The sequence below is a fragment of the Streptomyces sp. CNT372 genome (assembly GCF_000377145.1).
In genome coordinates this window covers 450,886-470,539 of record NZ_KB897780.1, presented here as the reverse complement: position 1 = coordinate 470,539, position 19,654 = coordinate 450,886, and the positions used below count along the sequence as shown (strand labels likewise).

At 73.0% G+C, this 19,654-nt stretch carries 17 protein-coding genes and 1 pseudogene; 12 read left to right on the top strand and 6 right to left on the bottom strand.

Going from position 1 to position 19,654, the window contains the following annotated elements; all coding sequences use genetic code 11:
- Positions 1-36 precede the first annotated feature (36 nt).
- Both C593_RS0112545 and C593_RS0112540 read left to right on the top strand, forming a co-directional pair.
- Positions 37-618 carry a TIGR03086 family metal-binding protein gene (locus tag C593_RS0112545; protein ID WP_018847634.1) on the top strand — a complete coding sequence of 194 codons (582 nt, stop codon included), beginning with the start codon at positions 37-39 and terminating at the stop codon, positions 616-618.
- Positions 619-1,002: 384 nt separating this feature from the next.
- Positions 1,003-1,878, top strand: a complete 876-nt coding sequence (locus C593_RS0112540; RefSeq protein ID WP_026277621.1) for a glycosyltransferase family 2 protein — start codon at positions 1,003-1,005, stop codon at positions 1,876-1,878.
- A 166-nt stretch (positions 1,879-2,044) separates the two neighbouring features.
- Here C593_RS0112540 and C593_RS0112535 read toward each other — a convergent pair.
- Both C593_RS0112535 and C593_RS0112530 read right to left on the bottom strand, forming a co-directional pair.
- Positions 2,045-3,055 (bottom strand): annotated as a pseudogene (locus tag C593_RS0112535) (DHHA1 domain-containing protein); the annotation flags it as partial.
- 229 nt (positions 3,056-3,284) lie between these two features.
- Positions 3,285-3,839: a hypothetical protein gene (locus C593_RS0112530; protein ID WP_078521423.1), complete on the bottom strand. Its 555-nt coding sequence runs from the start codon at positions 3,837-3,839 to the stop codon at positions 3,285-3,287.
- Positions 3,840-3,955: 116 nt separating this feature from the next.
- On the opposite strand from C593_RS0112530, the gene hemL reads away from it, so the two are divergent.
- The 7 genes from hemL (at position 3,956) to ccsB (ending at position 11,834) form a co-directional block, all read left to right on the top strand.
- Positions 3,956-5,272 carry a glutamate-1-semialdehyde 2,1-aminomutase gene (gene hemL, locus C593_RS0112525; protein WP_078521420.1) on the top strand — a complete coding sequence of 439 codons (1,317 nt, stop codon included), beginning with the start codon at positions 3,956-3,958 and terminating at the stop codon, positions 5,270-5,272.
- On the top strand, positions 5,269-5,979 hold the full coding sequence (locus tag C593_RS0112520; RefSeq protein ID WP_018847629.1) for a histidine phosphatase family protein: 711 nt from the start codon (positions 5,269-5,271) through the stop codon (positions 5,977-5,979). The genes hemL and C593_RS0112520 overlap by 4 nt, the downstream gene beginning before the upstream one ends.
- A 317-nt stretch (positions 5,980-6,296) precedes the next feature.
- Positions 6,297-7,556 (top strand): hypothetical protein, encoded by a 1,260-nt coding sequence (locus C593_RS0112515; protein ID WP_018847628.1) that lies wholly within the window; start codon positions 6,297-6,299, stop codon positions 7,554-7,556.
- 68 nt (positions 7,557-7,624) lie between these two features.
- Positions 7,625-8,224, top strand: a complete 600-nt coding sequence (locus tag C593_RS0112510; protein ID WP_018847627.1) for a TlpA disulfide reductase family protein — start codon at positions 7,625-7,627, stop codon at positions 8,222-8,224.
- Between the two features lie 4 nt (positions 8,225-8,228).
- Positions 8,229-9,026 carry a cytochrome c biogenesis protein CcdA gene (locus tag C593_RS0112505; RefSeq protein WP_018847626.1) on the top strand — a complete coding sequence of 266 codons (798 nt, stop codon included), beginning with the start codon at positions 8,229-8,231 and terminating at the stop codon, positions 9,024-9,026.
- A gap of 4 nt (positions 9,027-9,030) precedes the next feature.
- Entirely contained in the window at positions 9,031-10,728 is a 1,698-nt protein-coding gene (resB, locus tag C593_RS0112500) for a cytochrome c biogenesis protein ResB (RefSeq protein WP_018847625.1), read from the top strand.
- Positions 10,725-11,834 (top strand): c-type cytochrome biogenesis protein CcsB, encoded by a 1,110-nt coding sequence (gene ccsB, locus C593_RS0112495; protein ID WP_018847624.1) that lies wholly within the window; start codon positions 10,725-10,727, stop codon positions 11,832-11,834. Before resB ends, ccsB begins: the two co-directional genes overlap by 4 nt.
- A 106-nt stretch (positions 11,835-11,940) precedes the next feature.
- Here the strand turns inward: ccsB and C593_RS29530 are convergent, their stop codons facing one another.
- The 4 genes from C593_RS29530 to C593_RS29525 all read right to left on the bottom strand — a co-directional run bounded on the left by C593_RS29530 (position 11,941) and on the right by C593_RS29525 (position 16,721).
- Entirely contained in the window at positions 11,941-13,455 is a 1,515-nt protein-coding gene (locus C593_RS29530; protein ID WP_158686835.1) for a type 1 periplasmic-binding domain-containing protein, read from the bottom strand.
- A complete protein-coding gene (locus tag C593_RS0112485) occupies positions 13,452-15,509 on the bottom strand; it encodes a hypothetical protein (protein WP_018847622.1) in 2,058 nt (685 codons plus the stop codon). The genes C593_RS29530 and C593_RS0112485 overlap by 4 nt, the downstream gene beginning before the upstream one ends.
- Positions 15,510-15,828: 319 nt before the next feature.
- Positions 15,829-16,317 carry a nucleoside deaminase gene (locus C593_RS0112480; RefSeq protein ID WP_018847621.1) on the bottom strand — a complete coding sequence of 163 codons (489 nt, stop codon included), beginning with the start codon at positions 16,315-16,317 and terminating at the stop codon, positions 15,829-15,831.
- The gene (locus tag C593_RS29525; protein ID WP_037745489.1) at positions 16,314-16,721 is read right to left on the bottom strand and encodes a PLD nuclease N-terminal domain-containing protein; all 408 of its coding nucleotides are present in this window, start codon (positions 16,719-16,721) and stop codon (positions 16,314-16,316) included. Before C593_RS29525 ends, C593_RS0112480 begins: the two co-directional genes overlap by 4 nt.
- Before the next feature lie 87 nt (positions 16,722-16,808).
- On the opposite strand from C593_RS29525, the gene C593_RS0112470 reads away from it, so the two are divergent.
- From C593_RS0112470 to mqnP, 3 genes are read left to right on the top strand one after another with little or no spacing between them, the layout of a single operon-like run.
- A complete protein-coding gene (locus tag C593_RS0112470) occupies positions 16,809-18,260 on the top strand; it encodes a menaquinone biosynthesis decarboxylase (protein ID WP_018847619.1) in 1,452 nt (483 codons plus the stop codon).
- Entirely contained in the window at positions 18,257-18,724 is a 468-nt protein-coding gene (locus C593_RS0112465) for a hypothetical protein (RefSeq protein ID WP_018847618.1), read from the top strand. Before C593_RS0112470 ends, C593_RS0112465 begins: the two co-directional genes overlap by 4 nt.
- Positions 18,721-19,644 carry a menaquinone biosynthesis prenyltransferase MqnP gene (mqnP, locus tag C593_RS0112460; protein ID WP_106434620.1) on the top strand — a complete coding sequence of 308 codons (924 nt, stop codon included), beginning with the start codon at positions 18,721-18,723 and terminating at the stop codon, positions 19,642-19,644. The genes C593_RS0112465 and mqnP overlap by 4 nt, the downstream gene beginning before the upstream one ends.
- Positions 19,645-19,654: the final 10 nt, after the last annotated feature.

Genomic DNA, 19,654 nt, shown 5'->3' with positions numbered 1-19,654 from the left:
CAAGACGGGCCCGCGCCCCGCTCCTACCGTCGCCGTATGACGAAGAACATCAGTGATCTGCTGCGGGCGGCGGCGGAGCGCACCGTTCCGGTCGTGCGCGGCGTCCGGGACGAGAAGCTGTCGGCGCCCACCCCCTGCGCCGAGTACGACGTGCGCGCGCTGGCCGGGCACCTCTTCGAGGTCGTGGTCAACTTCCAAGGGCTCGCGGCCAAGGAGGACTCCGCCTTCGGCGGCGGTCCCGACCACCTCGCGGAGGCCGCCTGGCGGGACGCCTTCGCCGCGGAGTGCGAGGCGCTGGTCACCGCGTGGGCGCTGCCCGGCGCGGACCAGGGCACCACCGGCGCGATGGGCATGCCCGCCGCGGTGGTGGGCCGGATGGTCCTCGGCGACCTCACCGTCCACGGCTGGGACCTGGCCCGGGCCACCGGGCAGGAGTATGTGCCGGACCCGGCGGTCGTCGACGACCTGCTCGACGCGTTGGCGGAGCTGGCGCCGACCGCCCGGACGATGGGGGCGTTCGGCGCGGAGCACCGGCTTCCGGACGGTGGCGCCGGGGCCTCCCCGTTCGACCGCCTGCTGGCCCTGACCGGACGCGACCCGGGCTGGACCCGCCCCTAGGAGGTGCCCGCCTCGCCCGGCTCGCCCGACTCGGGAGCCCGCCGTGCCCGCCTCGCCCGGCTCGCCCGACTCGGGAGCCCGCCGTGCCCGCCTCGGCAGCCCGGCTCGCCCGATTCGGCAGCCCGGCTCGCCCGATTCGGCAGCCCGCCGCGCCCGCCCCGGCGGCAGACAGGCCGTGGGCGGGGCCGGCGCCCGTGGGGTGCGTCACGTGCCCCGAACCCGTCGCCTCGACCGCCCCGGCCCGTCCCCGCTGGTCGGGCCGCCGTCGCCGGGCTCACCGCCGTACACCCGCCGGACGCCTCCCGTTAAGCTCCCGTGGCACGATCGCCGGACCGGCGGACGTCCGGACGCCCGGACGGCGAGGTGAACTGAGGAGACATGGACGTGTCACGAGCGCGTGTGGGTGTGGCCGTACTGACGATGGGCAACCGCCCCGTCGAACTGCTGGCGCTGCTCGACTCGGTCGCCGCGCAGGACCACCCCGCCACCCGTGTCGTCGTCGTCTCCAACGGCGCGCCGCTGGGCGAACTTCCCGACGGCGTCACCGGGATCGAGCTCCCCGAGAACCTCGGCGTCTCGGGCGGACGCAACGTCGCCATGGACCGGCTGCGCGAGTTCGGCGACGTGGACGTCCTGGTCGACCTGGACGACGACGGGCTGCTGATCGACAAGGACGTCTTCAGCCGGGTCGCCGACCTGTACGCCGAGGACCCCGCGCTCGGGATCGTCAGCTTCCGCATCGCCGACGAGACGGGCTTCACCCAGCGCCGCCACGTCCCCCGGCTGGGGAACTCCGACCCGATGCGCGGCGGGCGCGTCACCACCTTCCTCGGGGGCGGGCACGCGCTGTCGATGCGGATGCTGGAGCGGGTCGGCGGCTGGCCGGACGACTTCTTCTTCACGCACGAGGAGACCGACCTCGCCTGGCGTGCGCTGGACGACGGCTGGAAGATCCTCTACGCGCCCGAGCTGGTCCTCCAGCACCCGCGCACCGCGCCGACCCGGCACGGCGTCTACTACCGGATGACCGCCCGCAACCGCGTCTGGCTGGCCAAGCGGAACCTGCCCGCCCTGCTGGTGCCGCTCTACCTGGCCTCCTGGACGGCGCTGACCCTGGCCCGGACCCGCCCCGGCCCGGGGCTGCGCGCCTGGTTCGGCGGCTTCGCGGAGGGCGTCCGGACGCCGTGCGGCGAGCGCCGGCCGATGCGGTGGAGCACGGTCTGGCACATGGCCCGCCTGGGACGCCCGCCGGTCGTCTGACCCGGCCCGCGTCCGAGGTGCCACCCGGGCCCGGCCCGGGCCCCCGGCACCCCGCCCCGGGAGCCCCCCGGCCTGGTCGGGCGCACCCAGCCACCCAGCCACCCCGCGAACGCGCCCGGCCCGGGAGCCCCCCGGGCCCGGCCCGGGCGCACCCCGCCACCCCGCCTCACTCCGCCCCCGGCACCAGCCCCGGGAAGTCCGCCAGGGCCCCGGCCACCCGGTCCGCCGGGAGGCCGCCGCCCTGGGCGATCTCCGCCGAGCCGCCGCCCCGGCCGCCGAGGAGCCGCTTCACCAGCTCCGAGGCGTTCAGGCCCGCCGAGACCGCCGCCCTGTTCAGCGCGACGACCACGTTCCCCGACCCCGTGCCCACCGCGACCGCGCCCGGCGCGGTGGCCGGGAGCAGGCCGCGCACCGCCGTGGCCAGCCCCCGCGCCTCCGCAGCGCCCCCCTCGGCCACCGCCGTGACGACCTGCGTCCCGTGCACGTCCACCGCACCGCCCGCCAGCTCCACCGCCCGCGCGGCGGTGGCCTGCTGCCGCAGCCGGGCGTTCTTCCGGTCCGCCGCCTTCAGCCGCTCCAGCAGGCCCGACACCCGCTCGGCCAGCTCCCCGCGCGGTGCTCCGATCTCCTCGGCGATCCGCGTGACGAGGTCCCGCTCGCGCGCCAGATAGCCGAAGCCCTCGATCCCGACCGCCGCCTCCAGCCGGCGCATCCCGGCACCCACCGAGGACCCCGAGGTCAGGGCGACCGTGCCGACCTGCGAGGCATGCTCCACATGCGTGCCGCCGCACAGCTCCCGGGACCACGCCCCGCCGATCTCGACGACCCGGACCTTCTCCCCGTACGTCTCGTCGAACAGCGCGAGCGCGCCCAGCTCCTTCGCCTCGGGCAGCGTCATCCAGCGCACCCCGACCGGCAGGTCGCGGCGTAGTGCCCGGTTCGCCGCCTCCTCGACCTCGCTCCGCACGACGGGCGACAGGGCGCCGCGCCACGGGAAGTCGAGACGGAGGTACCCGGGCCGGTTGAACGAGCCGGACTGCAGCGCGGTCGGGCCGAGGACCTCGCGCAGCGCCGCGTGCAGGACATGCGTCCCGGAGTGTGCCTGCCGGGCGCCGAGCCGCCACTCCGGGTCGACGGCCGCGTGCACGATGTCGCCCGGCGTCAACTCGCCCGCCGTCGGAGAACCCACGACCGCCCGCCTCTTCCCGCACTCGCCCCGCAATTGCAACTAATGTGCAACAAGGTACTCGCGCCCTGGACCGAGCGTCGCGGACCCGGCTCCGGGGCCCGCCCGGTGGGGCGGCGGGACTTCGCGCGCGTGGGGAGGCCCACCACCGCCGAGCCCCCGTCGCGAAGGCGGCGGGGGCTCGGCGGTGGTGGGAGGGAGCCGGGGGGCTCCGGTGGCGTCAGGGCCAGACCAGGCAGTACGGCTGATGCCCCGCCTCGTGGAGGCGATGGCTGAAATCCTGCCACTCGTGCAGCAGTTGGTAGACGTTGAACGCGTCCCGCGGCCCGCCGCGGTCCGGGACCGTGGACCAGATGAAGGCGGCCGCGCCGACCGATTCCTCGCCGATGTCGCGCAGGGGGTCGACCGCGGTCATGGGCAGTTTGACGACCGCGTAGTCGGGGTGGAGGACGACCAGTTCCAGGGGCGGCACCTTGTGCAGGGGCATGCCCTGGATGCCGGTGAGCACCATCGCGGCTATGGTCTCCGGCTTGATCTTGGTGAACATGCCGCCCATGCCGAGCTCGTCGCCGCCGAGTTCCTCGGGGCGCATGGAGATGGGCACGCGTGCGGCCGTCGCGCCGTCTGGCGCGCCGAAGTACTTGTAGGTCACCCCCAACCGGCCGCTCCTGCCTCCCAAGGGCTCATCCGCTTCGCCTCGGCGGTGTCTACCACGCCGGGCGGGCTCGGGACCCAGGTCGTCGGTCCCCTCGCCCAGTCCGCCACCGCGATGCATATCTCCACCCGACCACTCGCAGCCCCCGCCGCGCAACCAGATCATCGTGACAGTGACCTCCCCCACGAACGTGCGGTGAAACACCTGTCCGCAAGATCGCCGAAGCCTCTGAGACCATGGTTTCCGTGAGCTTTCCCTATGACGCCCCAGTTTCGCAGACGCTTTTCGACCGCGCGTCCCTCGTGACGCCCGGCGGCGTGAACTCTCCCGTCCGTGCCTTCCGCGCCGTGGGGGGTACGCCCCGGTTCATGGTGTCCGGCACGGGCCCGTACCTGACCGACGCCGACGGGCGCGAGTACGTCGACCTCGTCTGCTCCTGGGGGCCGATGATCCTCGGGCACGCGCACCCCGAGGTCGTCGGGGCCGTGCAGGAGGCGGTCGCGCGCGGCACGTCCTTCGGTACGCCCGGTGAGGGCGAGGTCGCGCTCGCCGAGGAGATCGTGGCCCGGGTCGCGCCCGTCGAGCAGGTGCGGCTGGTGTCCAGCGGCACCGAGGCGACGATGTCCGCGATCCGCCTGGCCAGGGGTTTCACCGGCCGGTCCAAGGTCATCAAGTTCGCCGGCTGCTACCACGGCCATGTCGACGCGCTGCTGGCCGCCGCCGGCTCCGGTGTCGCCACCTTCGCGCTGCCGGACACCCCCGGGGTCACCGGCGCGCAGGCCGGGGACACCATCGTCCTCCCGTACAACGATCTGGAGGCGGTGCGGGAGGCGTTCCACGCGCACCCCGGTGAGATCGCCTGTGTGATCACCGAGGCGTCCCCGGGCAACATGGGCGTGGTCCCACCGCTGCCGGGCTTCAACCAGGGGCTCAAGGACGCCTGTGCCAAGAACGGCGCCCTCTTCATCTCCGACGAGGTGATGACCGGGTTCCGCACCTCGCGCGCCGGCTGGTTCGGCGTCGACGGCGTGGTGCCCGACCTGATGACCTTCGGCAAGGTCATGGGCGGCGGCTTCCCGGCCGCTGCCTTCGGCGGGCGCGCCGACGTGATGGGGCACCTCGCCCCGGCCGGCCCCGTCTACCAGGCGGGCACCCTCTCCGGGAACCCGGTCGCCACCGCCGCCGGCCTCGCGCAGCTGCGGCTGCTGGACGAGGCCGCGTACGTGAAGGTCGACGCGGTCTCCAAGGAGATCCAGGGCCTGGTGACCGAGGCGCTGGCCAAGGAGGGCGTCGCCCACCGCCTCCAGAGCGCGAGCAACATGTTCTCGGTGTTCTTCACTTCCCGCGAGGTCCGCACCTACGAGGACGCGCGGACGCAGGAGGCGTTCCGCTTCAACGCCTTCTTCCACTCGATGCTTGCGGACGGCGTGTATCTGCCGCCCTCCGCCTTCGAGTCCTGGTTCGTGTCCACCGCGCACGACGAGCGGGCCGTGGAGCGGATCGCCGCCGCGCTGCCCGCCGCCGCCCGCGCCGCCGCGGAGGCGACAGCATGAGCACCAACGGCGTGAGCCCGGGCGTGCCGGGCGCGGACGACATCACCGTGGTGCATCTGGTGCGCCACGGCGAGGTGCACAACCCGGACGGTGTCCTCTACGGCCGCCGCGAGGGCTACCACCTCTCCGAGCTGGGACGGCGGATGGCCGACCGGGTCGCCGAGCACCTCGCCGTCCGCGATGTCACCCATGTCGTGGCCTCCCCGCTGGAGCGGGCGCAGGAGACCGCGCAGCCGGTGGCCAAGACACACGGGCTGACCCTGGAGACCGACGGGCGGCTCATCGAGGCGGGCAACGTCTTCGAGGGCAAGACCTTCGGCGTCGGGGACGGGGCGCTGCGCCGGCCGGAGAACTGGAAGCACCTGACGAACCCGTTCCGCCCGTCCTGGGGCGAGCCGTACATCGAGCAGGTCGTGCGGATGATGGGCGCGCTGGACGCGGCGAAGGACGCGGCGCGCGGGCACGAGGCGGTGTGCGTCAGCCACCAGCTGCCGATCTGGATCGTGCGCAGCTTCGTGGAGAAGCGCCGGCTGTGGCACGACCCCCGCCGCCGGCAGTGCACCCTCGCCTCGCTGACGACGTTCACCTACCGGGGCGACCGGATCGTGTCCGTGGGGTACTCGGAGCCGGCGCGCGACCTGGTGCCGAAGCACCTGCTGGCGGGCGCCAAGCCGGTGAAGGGGAAGTCCAAGGCGTTCGGCGCGTAGGACGTGGCGCGGGTGGCGCGGTCGGCGCGGGCGCGCCGGCCCCCAGGGTGCGGCGGGCCCACCGCGCCGGGCCCGCGGTGCGCCCCCGGACTCCGGCCGCACCCCACTGGCGTGATCGTTTCAGTGGGTCCTTGATCCTTTTCTCCTGTGATCCGCAGGCCGTTTCCCTGGTCGCGGCGCTGATTCCCTGGCGGCTGGCGGGCCGCCGGGGAAATTCGGCCACCGTGGCAGGAACCCCGCCTCGCCCGGCCGCATCTCTCCCTGTGCCGGTTGTACATGTGCCCTCGACGACCGGGAGGGCGCGGTGAGGGGACGTCATGCGCGACATCACACGAAGGGGACTGCTGGGCGCGGGACTCGGGACGGCGGCCGCCGTCACACTCGCGGCCTGCGGCACGGGCGGGAGCTCCGGCGGCGGGCCGGAGGCCGGCTCGGGCGCCGGGAAGGGCGCCGGAAAGGGGGACGGCGGCCCGAAGCCCTCGCCGTCCACGACCGCCGGGCGGCCGATCGGCGACGGCTCCACCTCGGACACGGGCAAGCAGCCGAACCAGCCCGCCCGGCCCGTGCCGCTCGAACCGGGCCAGGAGCCGCCGCAATTCGTCGTCTTCTCCTGGGACGGCGCGGGCGAGGTCGGAAACGGTCTCTTCCCGCGTTTTCTCGATCTCGCCCGGGACCACGGCGCGGCGATGACGTTCTTCCTCTCCGGGATCTATGTGCTCCCCGAGTCCAAGAAGACCCTCTACCGTCCGCCGAACAATTCCGTCGGTGCCTCGGACATCGGTTATCTGACCGACGACCACATCAAGGACACGCTGAAGAACGTGCGCCGGGCGTGGCTCGACGGCCATGAGATAGGCACCCATTTCAACGGGCATTTCTGCGCCGGCTCCGGATCCGTGGGCAACTGGACGACCGCGGACTGGCGCAGCGAGATCGACCAGGCTGTGAAGTTCGTCACCGAATGGCGCACCAACAGCGGCTGGACGGACGTCGACCCGCTGCCTTTCGACTACCGCAAGGAACTCGTCGGCGGCCGCACCCCGTGCCTGCTCGGGCAGGACAAACTGCTGCCGGAGGCCAGGAAGCGCGGCTGGCGCTACGACGCGTCCTCGCCCGGCGGCCGCCAGGTCTGGCCGGTGAAGCGCATGGACGTGTGGGATCTGCCGCTCCAGCAGGTCCCGTTCCCCGGGCGCTCCTTCGAGGTCCTGTCGATGGACTACAACATGCTGGCCAACCAGTCCGGGAATTCGACGAAGGGCGTCCCCTCGCGCTATCCGGGCTGGAAGAAGCAGGCCACCGAGGCGTACCTCGCCGGATTCACCCGCGCCTACGAGTCGAATCGCGCACCCCTGTTCATCGGAAACCATTTCGAGCAGTGGAACGGCGGCATCTACATGGACGCCGTCGAGGAGGCGCTCAAGGACATGGCCGGGAAGAAGGACGTACGGCTGGTCTCTTTCCGGCAGTTCTGCGACTGGCTCGACGTGCAGGACCCGGCGGTGCTCGCGAAACTGCGCACCCTGGACGTCGGTCAGACGCCCGCCGGCGGGTGGAACACATTCTTTAAGGCGTCCTGACAACGGGACCGATCGGGCACGCAGGGGGGCCCGGAAGATCGCCGCCGGGCCCATGCGAAACTTTTCACATGAGCTTCAGCCGTGCACGCCGCGCCGCCCTGCTGACCGCCCTGGTCGCCACGGGTGCGCTCACCCTGTCCGCCTGCGGTGACGGCGGAAAGTCCGGTGGCGGCGGCGACACCAACTTCGTCGCCGCCGGCGGCGGCGTCGAGACCGTCCGCGCGCCGGACCGCCGTCCGCCCAACGAGCTCAAGGGCGAGACCCTGGACGGCAGCCGGCTGGACATCGCGGACCTCAAGGGCAAGGTCGTCGTGATCAACGTCTGGGGCTCCTGGTGCGCGCCGTGCCGCGCGGAGGCCCCGCACTTCGCCAAGGTCTCGAAGGAGAAGAAGGCGGACGGCGTCGAGTTCGTCGGCATCAACACCCGGGACGGCGCCAAGCGCCAGGCGATCGCCTTCGAGAAGGACTACGGCATCACCTACCCGAGCTTCTACGACCCGATCGGCAAGCTGGTCGTCAACGGCTTCCCCCGGGGCACCCTGATGCCCCAGGGCATCCCGTCGACGATCGTCCTGGACCGCGAGGGCCGTATCGCGGCGCGGGCGCTGCGGGAGATCGACGAGGCGGAGCTGCGCAAGATGATCGATCCGCTGATCGCGGAGAAGTGACCCGGTGCACACCCACCTCCTGGCCGCCGGCCCGTCCGGCGGCACACTGATCGCGGCCTCCGGCATCGAGGGCACCGTGACGTCGGGCGCCCTGCTGCTCGCCCTGCCGCTGGCGCTGCTCGCCGGTCTGGTGTCGTTCTTCTCGCCGTGCGTGCTGCCGCTCGTGCCCGGCTATCTGTCGTATGTGACCGGTGTCACCGGCACCGATCTCGCGCAGGCCCGGCGCGGGCGCATGGTGATCGGCGCCTCGCTGTTCGTCCTCGGCTTCACGGCCGTGTTCGTCTCCGGCGGGGCGCTGTTCGGCTTCTTCGGCCAGACCCTCCAGCAGAACCGCGAGATCCTCACCCGGGTCGCCGGTGTGCTGATGATCCTGCTCGGCGTCTTCTTCATGGGGCTGATGCCCTGGCTGACGCAGCGCGAGTTCCGCATCCACAAGCGGCCGGTGTCCGGGCTCGCGGGCGCGCCGCTGCTCGGCGCGGTGTTCGGGATCGGCTGGACGCCCTGTATCGGTCCGACGCTCGGCGCGGTGACCCTGCTCTCGGCGAACGAGGCGAGCGCGGGGCGCGGGGCGCTGCTCACCGTCGCGTACTGTCTCGGACTCGGCGTCCCGTTCGTGCTCGCGGCGGTCGCCTTCCGCAAGGCGCTGGGCGCCTTCGCGTGGGTCAAGCAGCACTATGCGTGGGTGATGCGGATCGGCGGGACGATGATGATCGCGACCGGTCTGCTGCTGCTCACAGGTGTCTGGGACACCATGGTCCAGTCGATGCAGAGCTGGGCGAACGGCTTCCAGGTGGGGATCTAGGGACATGGGCGAGGCAGGCGTGAACGACACCGCGGAGACCGAGGAGCGTGAGCTCGGCGCGGCCGGCGCACAGCTCTCCACGGCTCCCGTGGAGGGCGCCGGCGACCAGCCCGCCGGCGGCCCCGCCCTCGGGGTGACCGGCTGGGCGCGCTGGTTCTGGCGGCAGCTCACCTCCATGCGGGTCGCGCTGATCCTGCTGTTCCTGCTGTCGCTCGGAGCCATCCCCGGCTCCCTCGTCCCGCAGAACGACGTGGACGAGATGAAGGTCCAGGCGTTCAAGGCGCGCAACGAGACCCTGGCGTCGGTCTACGAGAAGCTCCAGTTCTTCGACGTCTACAGCTCGGTCTGGTTCTCCGCGATCTACCTGCTGCTGTTCGTCTCCCTCATCGGCTGCATCGTGCCGCGCTCCTGGCAGTTCGTCGGCCAGCTGCGCAGCCGCCCGCCGGGCGCGCCCCGCCGGCTGACCCGGCTGCCCGCGTACACGACCTGGCGGACCGGGGCGGAGCCGGAGCAGGTGCGCGCGGCGGCCCTCGCGATGCTGAAGGGGCGGCGGTTCCGGGCGCACGAGGCCGGGGACGCGGTCGCCGCCGAGAAGGGCTACCTCCGGGAGGCGGGGAACCTCGTCTTCCATGTCTCCCTGATCGTGATCCTGGTGGCCTTCGCGGCCGGGCAGCTCTTCAAGTCCGAGGGCGGCAAGCTCGTCGTCGAGGGCGGCGGCTTCTCCAACACGCTCACCCAGTACGACAACTTCAAGTCCGGCTCGATGTTCGGCGTCGACGACCTCGACCCGTTCAGCTTCTCGCTGGACAGCTTCACCGGCACCTACGCCAAGAGCGGCCCGCAGCGCGGCACCCCCCGCACCTATGAGGCCGCCGTCACCTGGTCCGAGCCGGGCGGCGCCGAGAAGAAGCAGATCGTCGAGGTCAACCGGCCGCTGGTGGTGGGCGGGACGAAGGTCTACCTCAACGGCCACGGCTACGCGCCCGTGGTCACCGTGCGGGACGGCAAGGGCGAGATCGTCTTCCAGGACGCGGTGCCGCTGCTGCCGATCGACAGCAACGTCACCTCCACCGGCGCCATCAAGGTGATGGACGGATACCGGGACAAGAACGGCAAGAAGGACCAGCTGGGCTTCCAGGCGTTCTTCGTGCCGACCTTCGCCGGAGCCGGCAAGGGCGACATGTTCTCCCAGTTCCCCGGCCTGGAGTTCCCCGTCCTCGCGCTCACCGGCTACCGCGGCAGCCTCGGCGTCGACGCGGGACTGCCGCAGAACGTGTACCAGCTCGACACGCGCAAGATGAAGCAGTTCAAGGGCGCCGACGGCGAGGTCCTCAAGCAGCGGCTGCTGCCGGGCGAGACCATGGAGCTGCCCGACGGCGCCGGCTCCATCACGTTCGAGAAGGACGTCAAGGAGTGGGCCACCTTCCAGATCACCCGTCAGCCCGCCACCGGCTGGGCGCTGGGCGGCGCGGTCGCGGCGATCGGCGGCCTCGCGGCCTCCCTGTTCGTCCAGCGCCGCCGGGTCTGGGTGCGGGCGGTGCGCGGTGAGGACGGCGTCACCGTCGTGGAGATGGCGGGCCTGGGCCGCAGCGAGTCGGCGAAGCTCCCCGAGGAGCTGTCCGAACTGGCCCTGACCCTCAACGCAGAGGCGCCGACGGCGCCCGAACCAGTGGACGCAACCGCCGAAGGAGCCGAGAGGTGAATCTCTCCGCGACAACGCTCGCCGCAGCGACGAACGAGAACCTGGCGCAGATCAGCAACTACCTGATCTACTCGTCGATGGCCGTCTACACCCTGGCCTTCTTCGCGCACATGGCCGAGTGGCTCTTCGGCAGCCGCAGCAAGGTGGCCCGCACCGCCGCCGCCCTCACCGCCCGGCCGGCGGAGGGGACGGAGAAGGCGGGGGCCGCCCCGGCGGTCACCGTCCGCAAGGACGGCGGGACGGCGGTGCTCGACAAGCCGAAGGTCGTCACCCGGGCCGTGAGCGGCGCGCGGGACGTGCCCGACGGCCCCGGCGCGCACGGCGGCACCGAGAAGGGCGACCTCTACGGGCGGATCGCGGTCTCGCTGACCGTCCTCGCCTTCCTGCTGGAGGCCTCCGGCGTCCTCACCCGCGCCCTGTCGGTGCAGCGCGCGCCGTGGGGCAACATGTACGAGTTCTCCACCACGTTCTCCACCGTGGCCGTGGGCGTGTACCTGGCCCTGCTGCTCGCGGGGAAGAACGTGCGCTGGGCCGGACTGCCGCTGGTGACCACGGTCCTGCTGGACCTCGGCTTCGCCGTCACCGTCCTCTACACCGAGAGCGACCAGCTGGTCCCGGCGCTGGACTCGTACTGGCTGTGGATCCACGTCTCCACCGCGATCTTCTGCGGCGCGGTCTTCTACCTGGGCGCGGTCGGCAGCATCCTCTACCTGTTCCGCGACTCCTACGAGGCGAAGCTCGCCCGCGGCGGCAGGCCCGGGAAGTTCGCCACCTCCGTCATGGAGCGCCTGCCCTCCGCGGCCTCCCTGGACAAGTTCTCCTACCGGGTCAACGCGGCGGTCTTCCCGCTGTGGACGTTCACGATCATCGCGGGCGCGATCTGGGCGGGCGACGCCTGGGGCCGCTACTGGGGCTGGGACGCCAAGGAGGTCTGGTCGTTCATCACCTGGGTCGCCTACGCCGCCTATCTGCACGCCCGCGCCACCGCCGGGTGGAAGGGCCGCAAGGCCGCGTACATCGCCCTGATCGCGTTCCTGTGCTTCCTGTGGAACTACTACGGGGTCAACATGTTCGTGAACAGCCTCCACTCGTACGCGGGCGTCTGACGCGGGGCGGGACGTTCCGGAACGCCGCGGACCGGGCGGGGGCGTTCCGGACACGGCCCGGAACCGGCCCGGACACGGCCCTGGCCCGGCGGCGCGCCCGGCGCGTTCAGGACGCCGGGCGCTTGGTGTAGACGCAGTCCTCCGGCGGGGCCTTCCCCTCCGGCCAGGAGAACTCCTCGAAGCGCAGCGAGCCGTCGGCCGTCAGCCGGACGATCGGCACCGCCTTGTTCCGCGGGTTGCCGTCGGTGTCCAGGCAGATCCAGCCGCTGGCGCCGTTCACCCGCAGGGAGCCCGTCAGATGGGGCCACTGCGCGGAGACGTCGTCCAGGGCGGGGGCCTCGCCGGCGGAGCCGGTGGCGCGGCGGATGCCCTGGACCGCCGTCGCCATCGCGTCGTAGCCGATCATCGTCTGGCCGTCGTGCAGGTCGTTCGGGCCGATCTCGTCCTTCTGCCCGGCCAGCGCGTCGGCGAGCCGGCGGAACGCGGCCTCCGAGCCGCCGGTACGCGGCGGGGTCCGCCCGCCGGCGCTCACCCAGGCGTCCGGATGGGCCAGCGCCGCGTACTTGAGGGTCACCCGCGGGCGCTTCTCACCAGGGCGTCGCTCCAGGGGCTCGCGGTCCACCAGGGGGTCCGAGCCGAGGTACGAGGCCTCGTCGCCGGTGAACACGGTGAAGCCCCGCTCGGCGCAGCCGGCCCGGCCCAGCTCCGAGACGAAGACGCGCAGCGGGGTGTGGCGGCCCGCGAAGAAGACGGTGTGCGCCTCGGTGTCGCAGATGTAGTGGGCGATGCTGTTGAAGACATTGCCCAGGTTGCCCGGATTGTCCGGGGCTTCGTGGGAGGTGAACGGCCGGGCGTCGTAGACCTGGTCGGGCAGCTGCTCCTCGAACGCCTCGCGCAGCGTGCGGGCGTAGTTGTCCTTCGGCTGGGTGTCGTAGACCAAGAGGGCGTTGCGGTCCACGGCCCTGGCGTGCGCGACCAGGGCGCGGGCCTCGTCCTTGTTGGTGGGGGAGACCCGGGCCAGGCCCGGGACACCGGCGATGTCGTCGGCCGTGATGGTCGAGCCCACCATGGGGATGCGGTGCCGGGAGAGCAGCGCCACGGCCTGCTTGTTCACCGTGTTGCTGGTCGCTATGCCGGTCACCACGCGCAGCGGCACCGCGTCGTCCGCCATCCCCGTGAGCTGCCGGACCACACCCTCCCAGTGGCGGCCCAGATCACCGGTGTTGGCGAGCAGGACGCGGATCTTCGGCGGCCGGCCCTCCGCGCGGTTGGCGAGCCGCTGCTGGATGTACACGCCCTGGAGCTCGTGCCGCATCTTCACCAGCTGCTCGGGCGCCCGGGAGCTGAACGGCATCAGCACGGCGACGGCCACGGCCTGTTCGCCGGAGGCCGCGACCTCCCGGTTCTCCTCCCCGATCGCCCGGGCGACGTCCGCGATCTCCGCCACACCGAAGGCGTAGCCGCTGCCGGACACCCCCACGCACTCCTCGCTGCCCTCGGGCCGGGCGACCCCGGCCGCGCAGGAGCGGTCCGGGTCCAGGACGCCGGGCAGGAACAGCACTCCGAGGAGCACCGACAGCGCCGCCCCGGCCCCGATCAGGATCTTGGTCAGGTTGTTCACGGATCCGTCCCCCCGTCCGTCCGTCCCCGCCGTGAGCAGGCGCACTCCCGCAGCGGGCGCCCCGATCTGATGCTCTCCGTCCAGCGCGCGGCGGCGTCGGTCAGCACGGAGCTGTCCGCCACGTCGTCCCGCAGCGCGTGCAGCGCCCCGTGCGCAGCGGTCTCCAGCCGCGCCTCCGGCAGCTCCAGCCGGTCCTGGGCCAGCCAGGCCGTGTGCAGCAGCCGCGCCACCCGCCGGGCCGGGTCCCGGTGCCCGCCGGTGAACGCGGTCGCGCGCCGCAGCTCCAGGCCGTCGAAGGCGGGCGCGGAGGCGATCAGCAGCAGCTCCGCCAGCCAGGCCCCGGTGTCCGCCCGGTCCAGTGAACCCGTCAGATACGCCACCGCGTTGCGGGTCCGGCCGGTCGCCAGCTCGTGCCGGTACTGCCGCCAGGGGGACGGCCCGGTCGCGTAGTGCATCGCCAGCCGGGTGTGCAGGCCGAGCCAGGAGGAGTGGTCCGCGTCCAGGTGCCACAGCTCGTGCAGCAGCACCGTGCGCAGGCAGTGGTCGCCGACGAAGTGCTCCTCGCAGCGCGGCCAGCCGTCCTCGTCGAGCGCGTGCCGCAGCTCCGGGGTGGTCAGGGCGGCGGCGGGCGGCAGCAGCAGATCGGCGGCCCGGGCGTCCGCCGCGGGGGAGACCAGGGTGAGCAGTTCGCCGAGTTCGCCCGGGGCAAGCTCCCGGCGGAGCAGGGCCGCCACCGTGGGGCCCGGCCCCGGCCGGAGGGACCCGCCGGCCGGGCGGTGGCGCAGCAGCGAGCGCAGAGTCAGCGAGGAGAGCGGGCCGGGGCCCGGGCCGGGGTCCGTGGCAGCGGCCGAGGCGCGTATCTCCTCGATGGCGTCCGTCATCCGGGTCATCGCCAGCGGGCGTCCGTCGGTGAACCGGTAGAGCGCGCGCGGCAGTCCGGGCGGCAGCATCGCCTCCGGGTCCACATGGCTCAGCAGGCCGTCCGAGGTCTCCGGACCGGCGGGCGGCAGCGGCGGGTACGGCACCACCACCAGGGGGCGCCGGCACAGCGCGTCGCCCCGCTGACCGGCCAGGGCCACGGCCGAGGTCAGCGACGGCAGCCGGTGGGCGTCCCGCAGCGCGGGCGTGTCGCCGCGGCGGAAGGCCGCGTAGACGACCACCCGGTCGTTCTCCCCGGTCGCCCGGTGGGTGAGGCAGCCCCGCACCAGCTGCTCGCCCGGCTCCTCGTGGGCGTTGTCCAGGAGCAGCAGGGGGCGGCCGGTGCGCAGCAGCCAGCCTCCGGTGGTGCGGTACGCGGCCTCCAGGTCGGCCCGCAGCGCCTGGCCGAGGAAGTACTCGGCGCGCCGGCGCTGGTCGCCGCCGATCCGGAAGTGGCTGCCGAGCAGGGTCAGTCCGAGCCGGGCGTTGCCCTGCGCGCCCGGATAGCCGCCGTACAAGTCGACCGCCCGGCGGCTGCCGCGCTGGAGGAGTTCGCCCACCAGGACCTCGACCGAGACCTCGATGAACTTCTGCACCGGGGGCAGCGGCAGCGGCATCGCCGCGTAGGCGGCGACGAGTTTGGCCGCCCACTCCCGGACCGCGTTCGATCCCGTGCCGCGCGCCGGGGAGATCAGTTCCAGGCGGCGCAGTTCGGCGGTGATGCGTTCGTCCCGGTCGGCGTTCCAGCCGCCGGAGGCGATGGCGACCAGCCCGGCGAAGAGCCGGGTCATGGCGAGGGTCCCGGTGCGGGGCGGCCCGCTGCTGGTGACGCCGATGCCCAGGGCGCGCAGAGCCTCGGTCACCAGGGAGCGCGCCTCGGGCGCCTCGGCGACGGCGGTGCGCAGCGCAGGGTCGGCGCAGTCGAGGTAGGCGGTGGGGGTGACCGGTGAGCAGACGTCGCGCAGCCGGGTGAAGGCGTGGGTCTTGCCGGTGCCGCGGCCGCCGACGACGGCGACGACCGGTGGCGGCAGGGCCGCGCAGGCGCGGCGCTGCCGGCGGCCGGCCACCTCGGTGCCCGTGAGATGGGACGTGAGCAGCGCGAGCAGGTCGCCTCTCTCGGCGAGCTGATCCCTCAAGACGACTCCCCCGTCAGTCAACTGGCGCCAGAGGGTGTGCGGTTGTGCCGTCATCCAGGGTAGGCCGGGGGCGCCCGCCCGGCGCGAGTTCGGGCGGATTCCGTGTTCGGTCCGTTACACGGCGTTCCGGCGCGCGGGCGTACGCGGGGTCCGGCCGGGTTCGGTACCCGGCCGCGGGGCGGCGGCGGCCGGGCGCGGGCGGCACGGGCGGCAGGGGTGTCAGCGGGAGCGGCCGGGGCGGGGGCCACCGGGACCCGTCGGGAGCGGCCGGGGCGGGCGGGAGCTGCCGGGACCGGCTGGGAGCGGCGCCGGCGGGTGCTCAGGTGCCGGCGGCGGGGTCCTCGCCGATGTCCTCGTGCCACAGCCCGGGGCGCGCCGCCACGAAGCCGCGCATCAGATCCGCGCAGCCGGGGTCGTCGAGGAGCACGATCTCCACGCCGTGCTCCGCCAGCCAGCCGTGGCCGCCCTCGAAGGTCCGCGCCTCCCCGATCACGACCCGGGAGATGCCGAACTGGCGCACCAGACCGCTGCAGTACCAGCAGGGCGAGAGGGTGGTGACCATGGTGGTGCCGCGGTACGAGCGCTGCCGCCCGGCCGCCCGGAACGCGGCGGTCTCCGCGTGCAGGGACGGATCGCCGTCCTGGACGCGGCGGTTCCGGCCCCGGCCGAGGAGGGCCCCGTCCGCGCCGTAGAGGGCCGCCCCGATCGGGACACCGCCCTCGGCGAGCCCGGCGCGCGCCTCCGCCACCGCGGTGGCGAGCCACTGCGCGTACGGGTCCGTGGCGGGCGGGGAGCCGGGGGCGGTCACGCGCGGGGCTTGTCCGGGTCGTCCTTGTCCACGGCCTCGCCCGCCGGGTCCGGACGGCCGTCGCGCCCGGTCCGGCCGTCGCCTGTGCCGGGCGCGCTGTCCTTCGGCGTGTCGCCGTCCGCGTCCGGGCCCCGGGCCGGGCGGTCCTGGCCGAGGGACTTCAGGAAGTCGGGGTTGTCGTCCGGAGCGACCCAGCGCTGCCGGCCGGCGGGCCGCTGGAGCGCTGCCCGGTCCTTGCCCACGATGAGCCAGGAGATCGACCCCACCAGCGGGAACAGCAGCACCAGGATCGCCCACAGGGGCTTCGGGATGTGCTTGATGTCCTTCTCGTCCGTGGTGATGCAGTCGATGAACGCGTAGATGCTGAGCGCCAGCGGCACCAGAATCATCAGCACCCGAAGCATGGACCGACCCCCTGCACACAGAGCTCGGGGCCGAGGTGACGGCCCCCGTGACAGCCCCAGCGTAGTGCGTACCGGATACTGGACCGCATGGCTTACGACGATCTTCGCTCCCTGCTGCGGGCCCTGGAGCGCGAGGGAGACCTCAAGCGCATCAAGGCCGAGGTCGATCCCCACCTGGAGGTCGGGGAGATCGTCGACCGGGTGAACAAGGCCGGCGGCCCCGCTCTCCTCTTCGAGAACGTGCGCGGCTCGTCCATGCCGCTCGCGATGAACGTCTTCGGCACCGACCGCCGCCTGCTGAAGGCCCTCGGCCTGAAGTCCTACGCGGAGATCGGCGAGAAGATCGGCGGCCTGCTCCGGCCGGAGCTGCCGCAGGGCTTCGTCGGCGTGCGCGAGGCCTTCGGCAAGCTGGGCTCGATGGTCCACGTGCCGCCGAAGAAGGTGAAGGACGCGCCCGTGCAGGAGGTCGTCCTCACCGGCGACGACGTCGACCTGGACGCCCTGCCCGCGCTGTTCACCTGGCCCGAGGACGGCGGCTCCTTCTTCAACCTGGGCCTGACCCACACCAAGGACCCCGAGACCGGCATCCGCAACCTCGGCCTCTACCGGCTCCAGCGGCACGACCGGCGCACCATCGGCATGCACTGGCAGATCCACAAGGACAGCCGCAACCACTACCAGGTCGCCGCCCGGCGCGGGGAGCGGCTGCCGGTGGCCATCGCCTTCGGCTGCCCGCCGGCCGTGACGTACGCCTCCACCGCGCCGCTGCCCGGTGACATCGACGAGTACCTCTTCGCCGGCTTCGTCGCGGGCAAGCGGACCGAGATGGTCGACTGCAAGACCGTGCCGCTCCAGGTCCCGGCCAACGCCGAAGTCGTCCTGGAGGGCTGGCTGGAGCCGGGGAAGATGCTCCCCGAGGGGCCGTTCGGCGACCACACGGGCTTCTACACGCCGCAGGAGCCGTTCCCCGCGCTGACCATCGACTGCGTCACCATGCGCAGGCGGCCGCTGCTCCAGTCGATCGTGGTGGGCCGGCCGCCCACCGAGGACGGACCGCTGGGCCGTGCCACCGAGCGCTTCTTCCTCCCCCTGCTGAAGATCATCATTCCGGACATCGTGGACTACCACCTGCCCGAGTCGGGCGGCTTCCACAACTGCGCGATCGTCTCGATCGACAAGAAGTACCCGAAGCACGCGCAGAAGGTGATGCACGCCATCTGGGGCGCGCACATGATGTCCCTGACCAAGCTGATCGTGGTCGTGGACGCCGACTGCGATGTGCACGACCTGCACGAGGTCTCCTGGCGCGCGCTCGGCAACACCGACTACGCCCGCGACCTCACCGTCGTCGAGGGTCCGGTCGACCATCTCGACCACGCCTCCTACCAGCAGTTCTGGGGCGGCAAGGCGGGCATCGACGCGACCCGGAAGCTGCCCGAGGAGGGCTACACCCGGGACGGCGGCTGGCCCGAGATGGTCCTCTCGGACCCGGAGACGGCGGCGAAGGTCGACCGCCGCTGGAAGGAGTACGGCCTGTGAGCCCCGCCGTGGGCGGACCGGCCCTCTTCATCGGCGGGGACGACGCCTATGTGGCCTTCGTCCGCCCCGAACTGGACCCGGCCGACCCGGGGGTGCGCCGGGCCGCCGAGGAGGCGGGCGTCGACCCGGAGGAGTTCGCGGGCCCCGGGGACCTCTGGGCGGTCCTGGTCGAGCAGGACGGCGCGGGCGACGGCTTCGAGCTGCCCGGGGTGCGCGACGCGGAGCCGGCCGGCTTCGCCGAGCGGCTGCGCGCCGGACTGGCCGGGGCGGCCGGGCCTTTCACGGTCGACGGGGGCGCGGTGCTGAGCCTGGCGGCCCGCCCGGCCGGGGAGGACGCCGTCGCCTTCACGGCGCATGTCACCCCGCCCGGCGACGAGGCCGTGCCCCTCGTGGTGGAGACCGGCCCGCTGTCCGTCGCCGCTCTGCTGGACGACCTCGACGCGTTCCTCGGGAGCCTCGCATGATGACGACCGCCGACGGGGTGGTGAGCCCGGGGCCGGCGCCCCGCCCGGCCGGGAAGGTGAGGGCCTTCCTGCGCCTGGTGATGATCGAGCACTCGGTCTTCGCGCTGCCCTTCGCGTACATCGCCGCGCTGACCGCGATGTTCCGGGCGGACGGGACCGTGCACTGGGTCGAGCTGCTGCTCGTCACGGTGGCGATGGTCGGCCTGCGCACCTTCGCGATGGCGTGCAACCGGATCATCGACCGGGAGATCGATGCGCGGAACCCGCGCACGGCCTCCCGCGAGCTGGTGACCGGCGCGGTCTCGGTGCGCTCGGCATGGACCGGCGCGGGGATCGCCCTGGTGGTCTTCCTCGGGGCCGCGGCCCTGCTCAACCCGCTGTGCCTGGCCCTGGCGCCGGTCGCCGTGGTGCCGATGGTGCTCTACCCCTACGGCAAGCGGTTCACGAACTACCCGCACGCGATCCTGGGCCTGGCACAGGCCATGGGGCCGGTCGGTGCGTGGATCGCGGTGACCGGGGCCTGGTCCTGGGAGGCCGTGATCCTGGGCCTCGCCGTCGGGGTGTGGATCGGCGGCTTCGACCTGATCTTCGCCTGCCAGGACGTCCGGGCGGACCGCGCCCACGGCGTGAAGTCGGTGCCGGCGCGCTTCGGCATCCCGGCCGCCCTGTACGGGGCGCGGGCCTGCCACGCCGTCACCATGGCGCTCTTCGTCTGGTACGCCCTCGCGACCGGCGCGGGCGTGCTGCTGTGGGTGGGTCTGGTGATCGTGGCGGCGGCCTTCCTCTACGAGCACTCGATCGTGCGCCCGCACGATCTGTCCCGGCTGAACCGGGCCTTCTTCACGGTGAACGGCTTCATCGGCATCGCGCTGTTCGTCTGCGCGCTGCTGGACCTGGTGATGCGGGGTCTGACGGTCTGACGACGGTCCG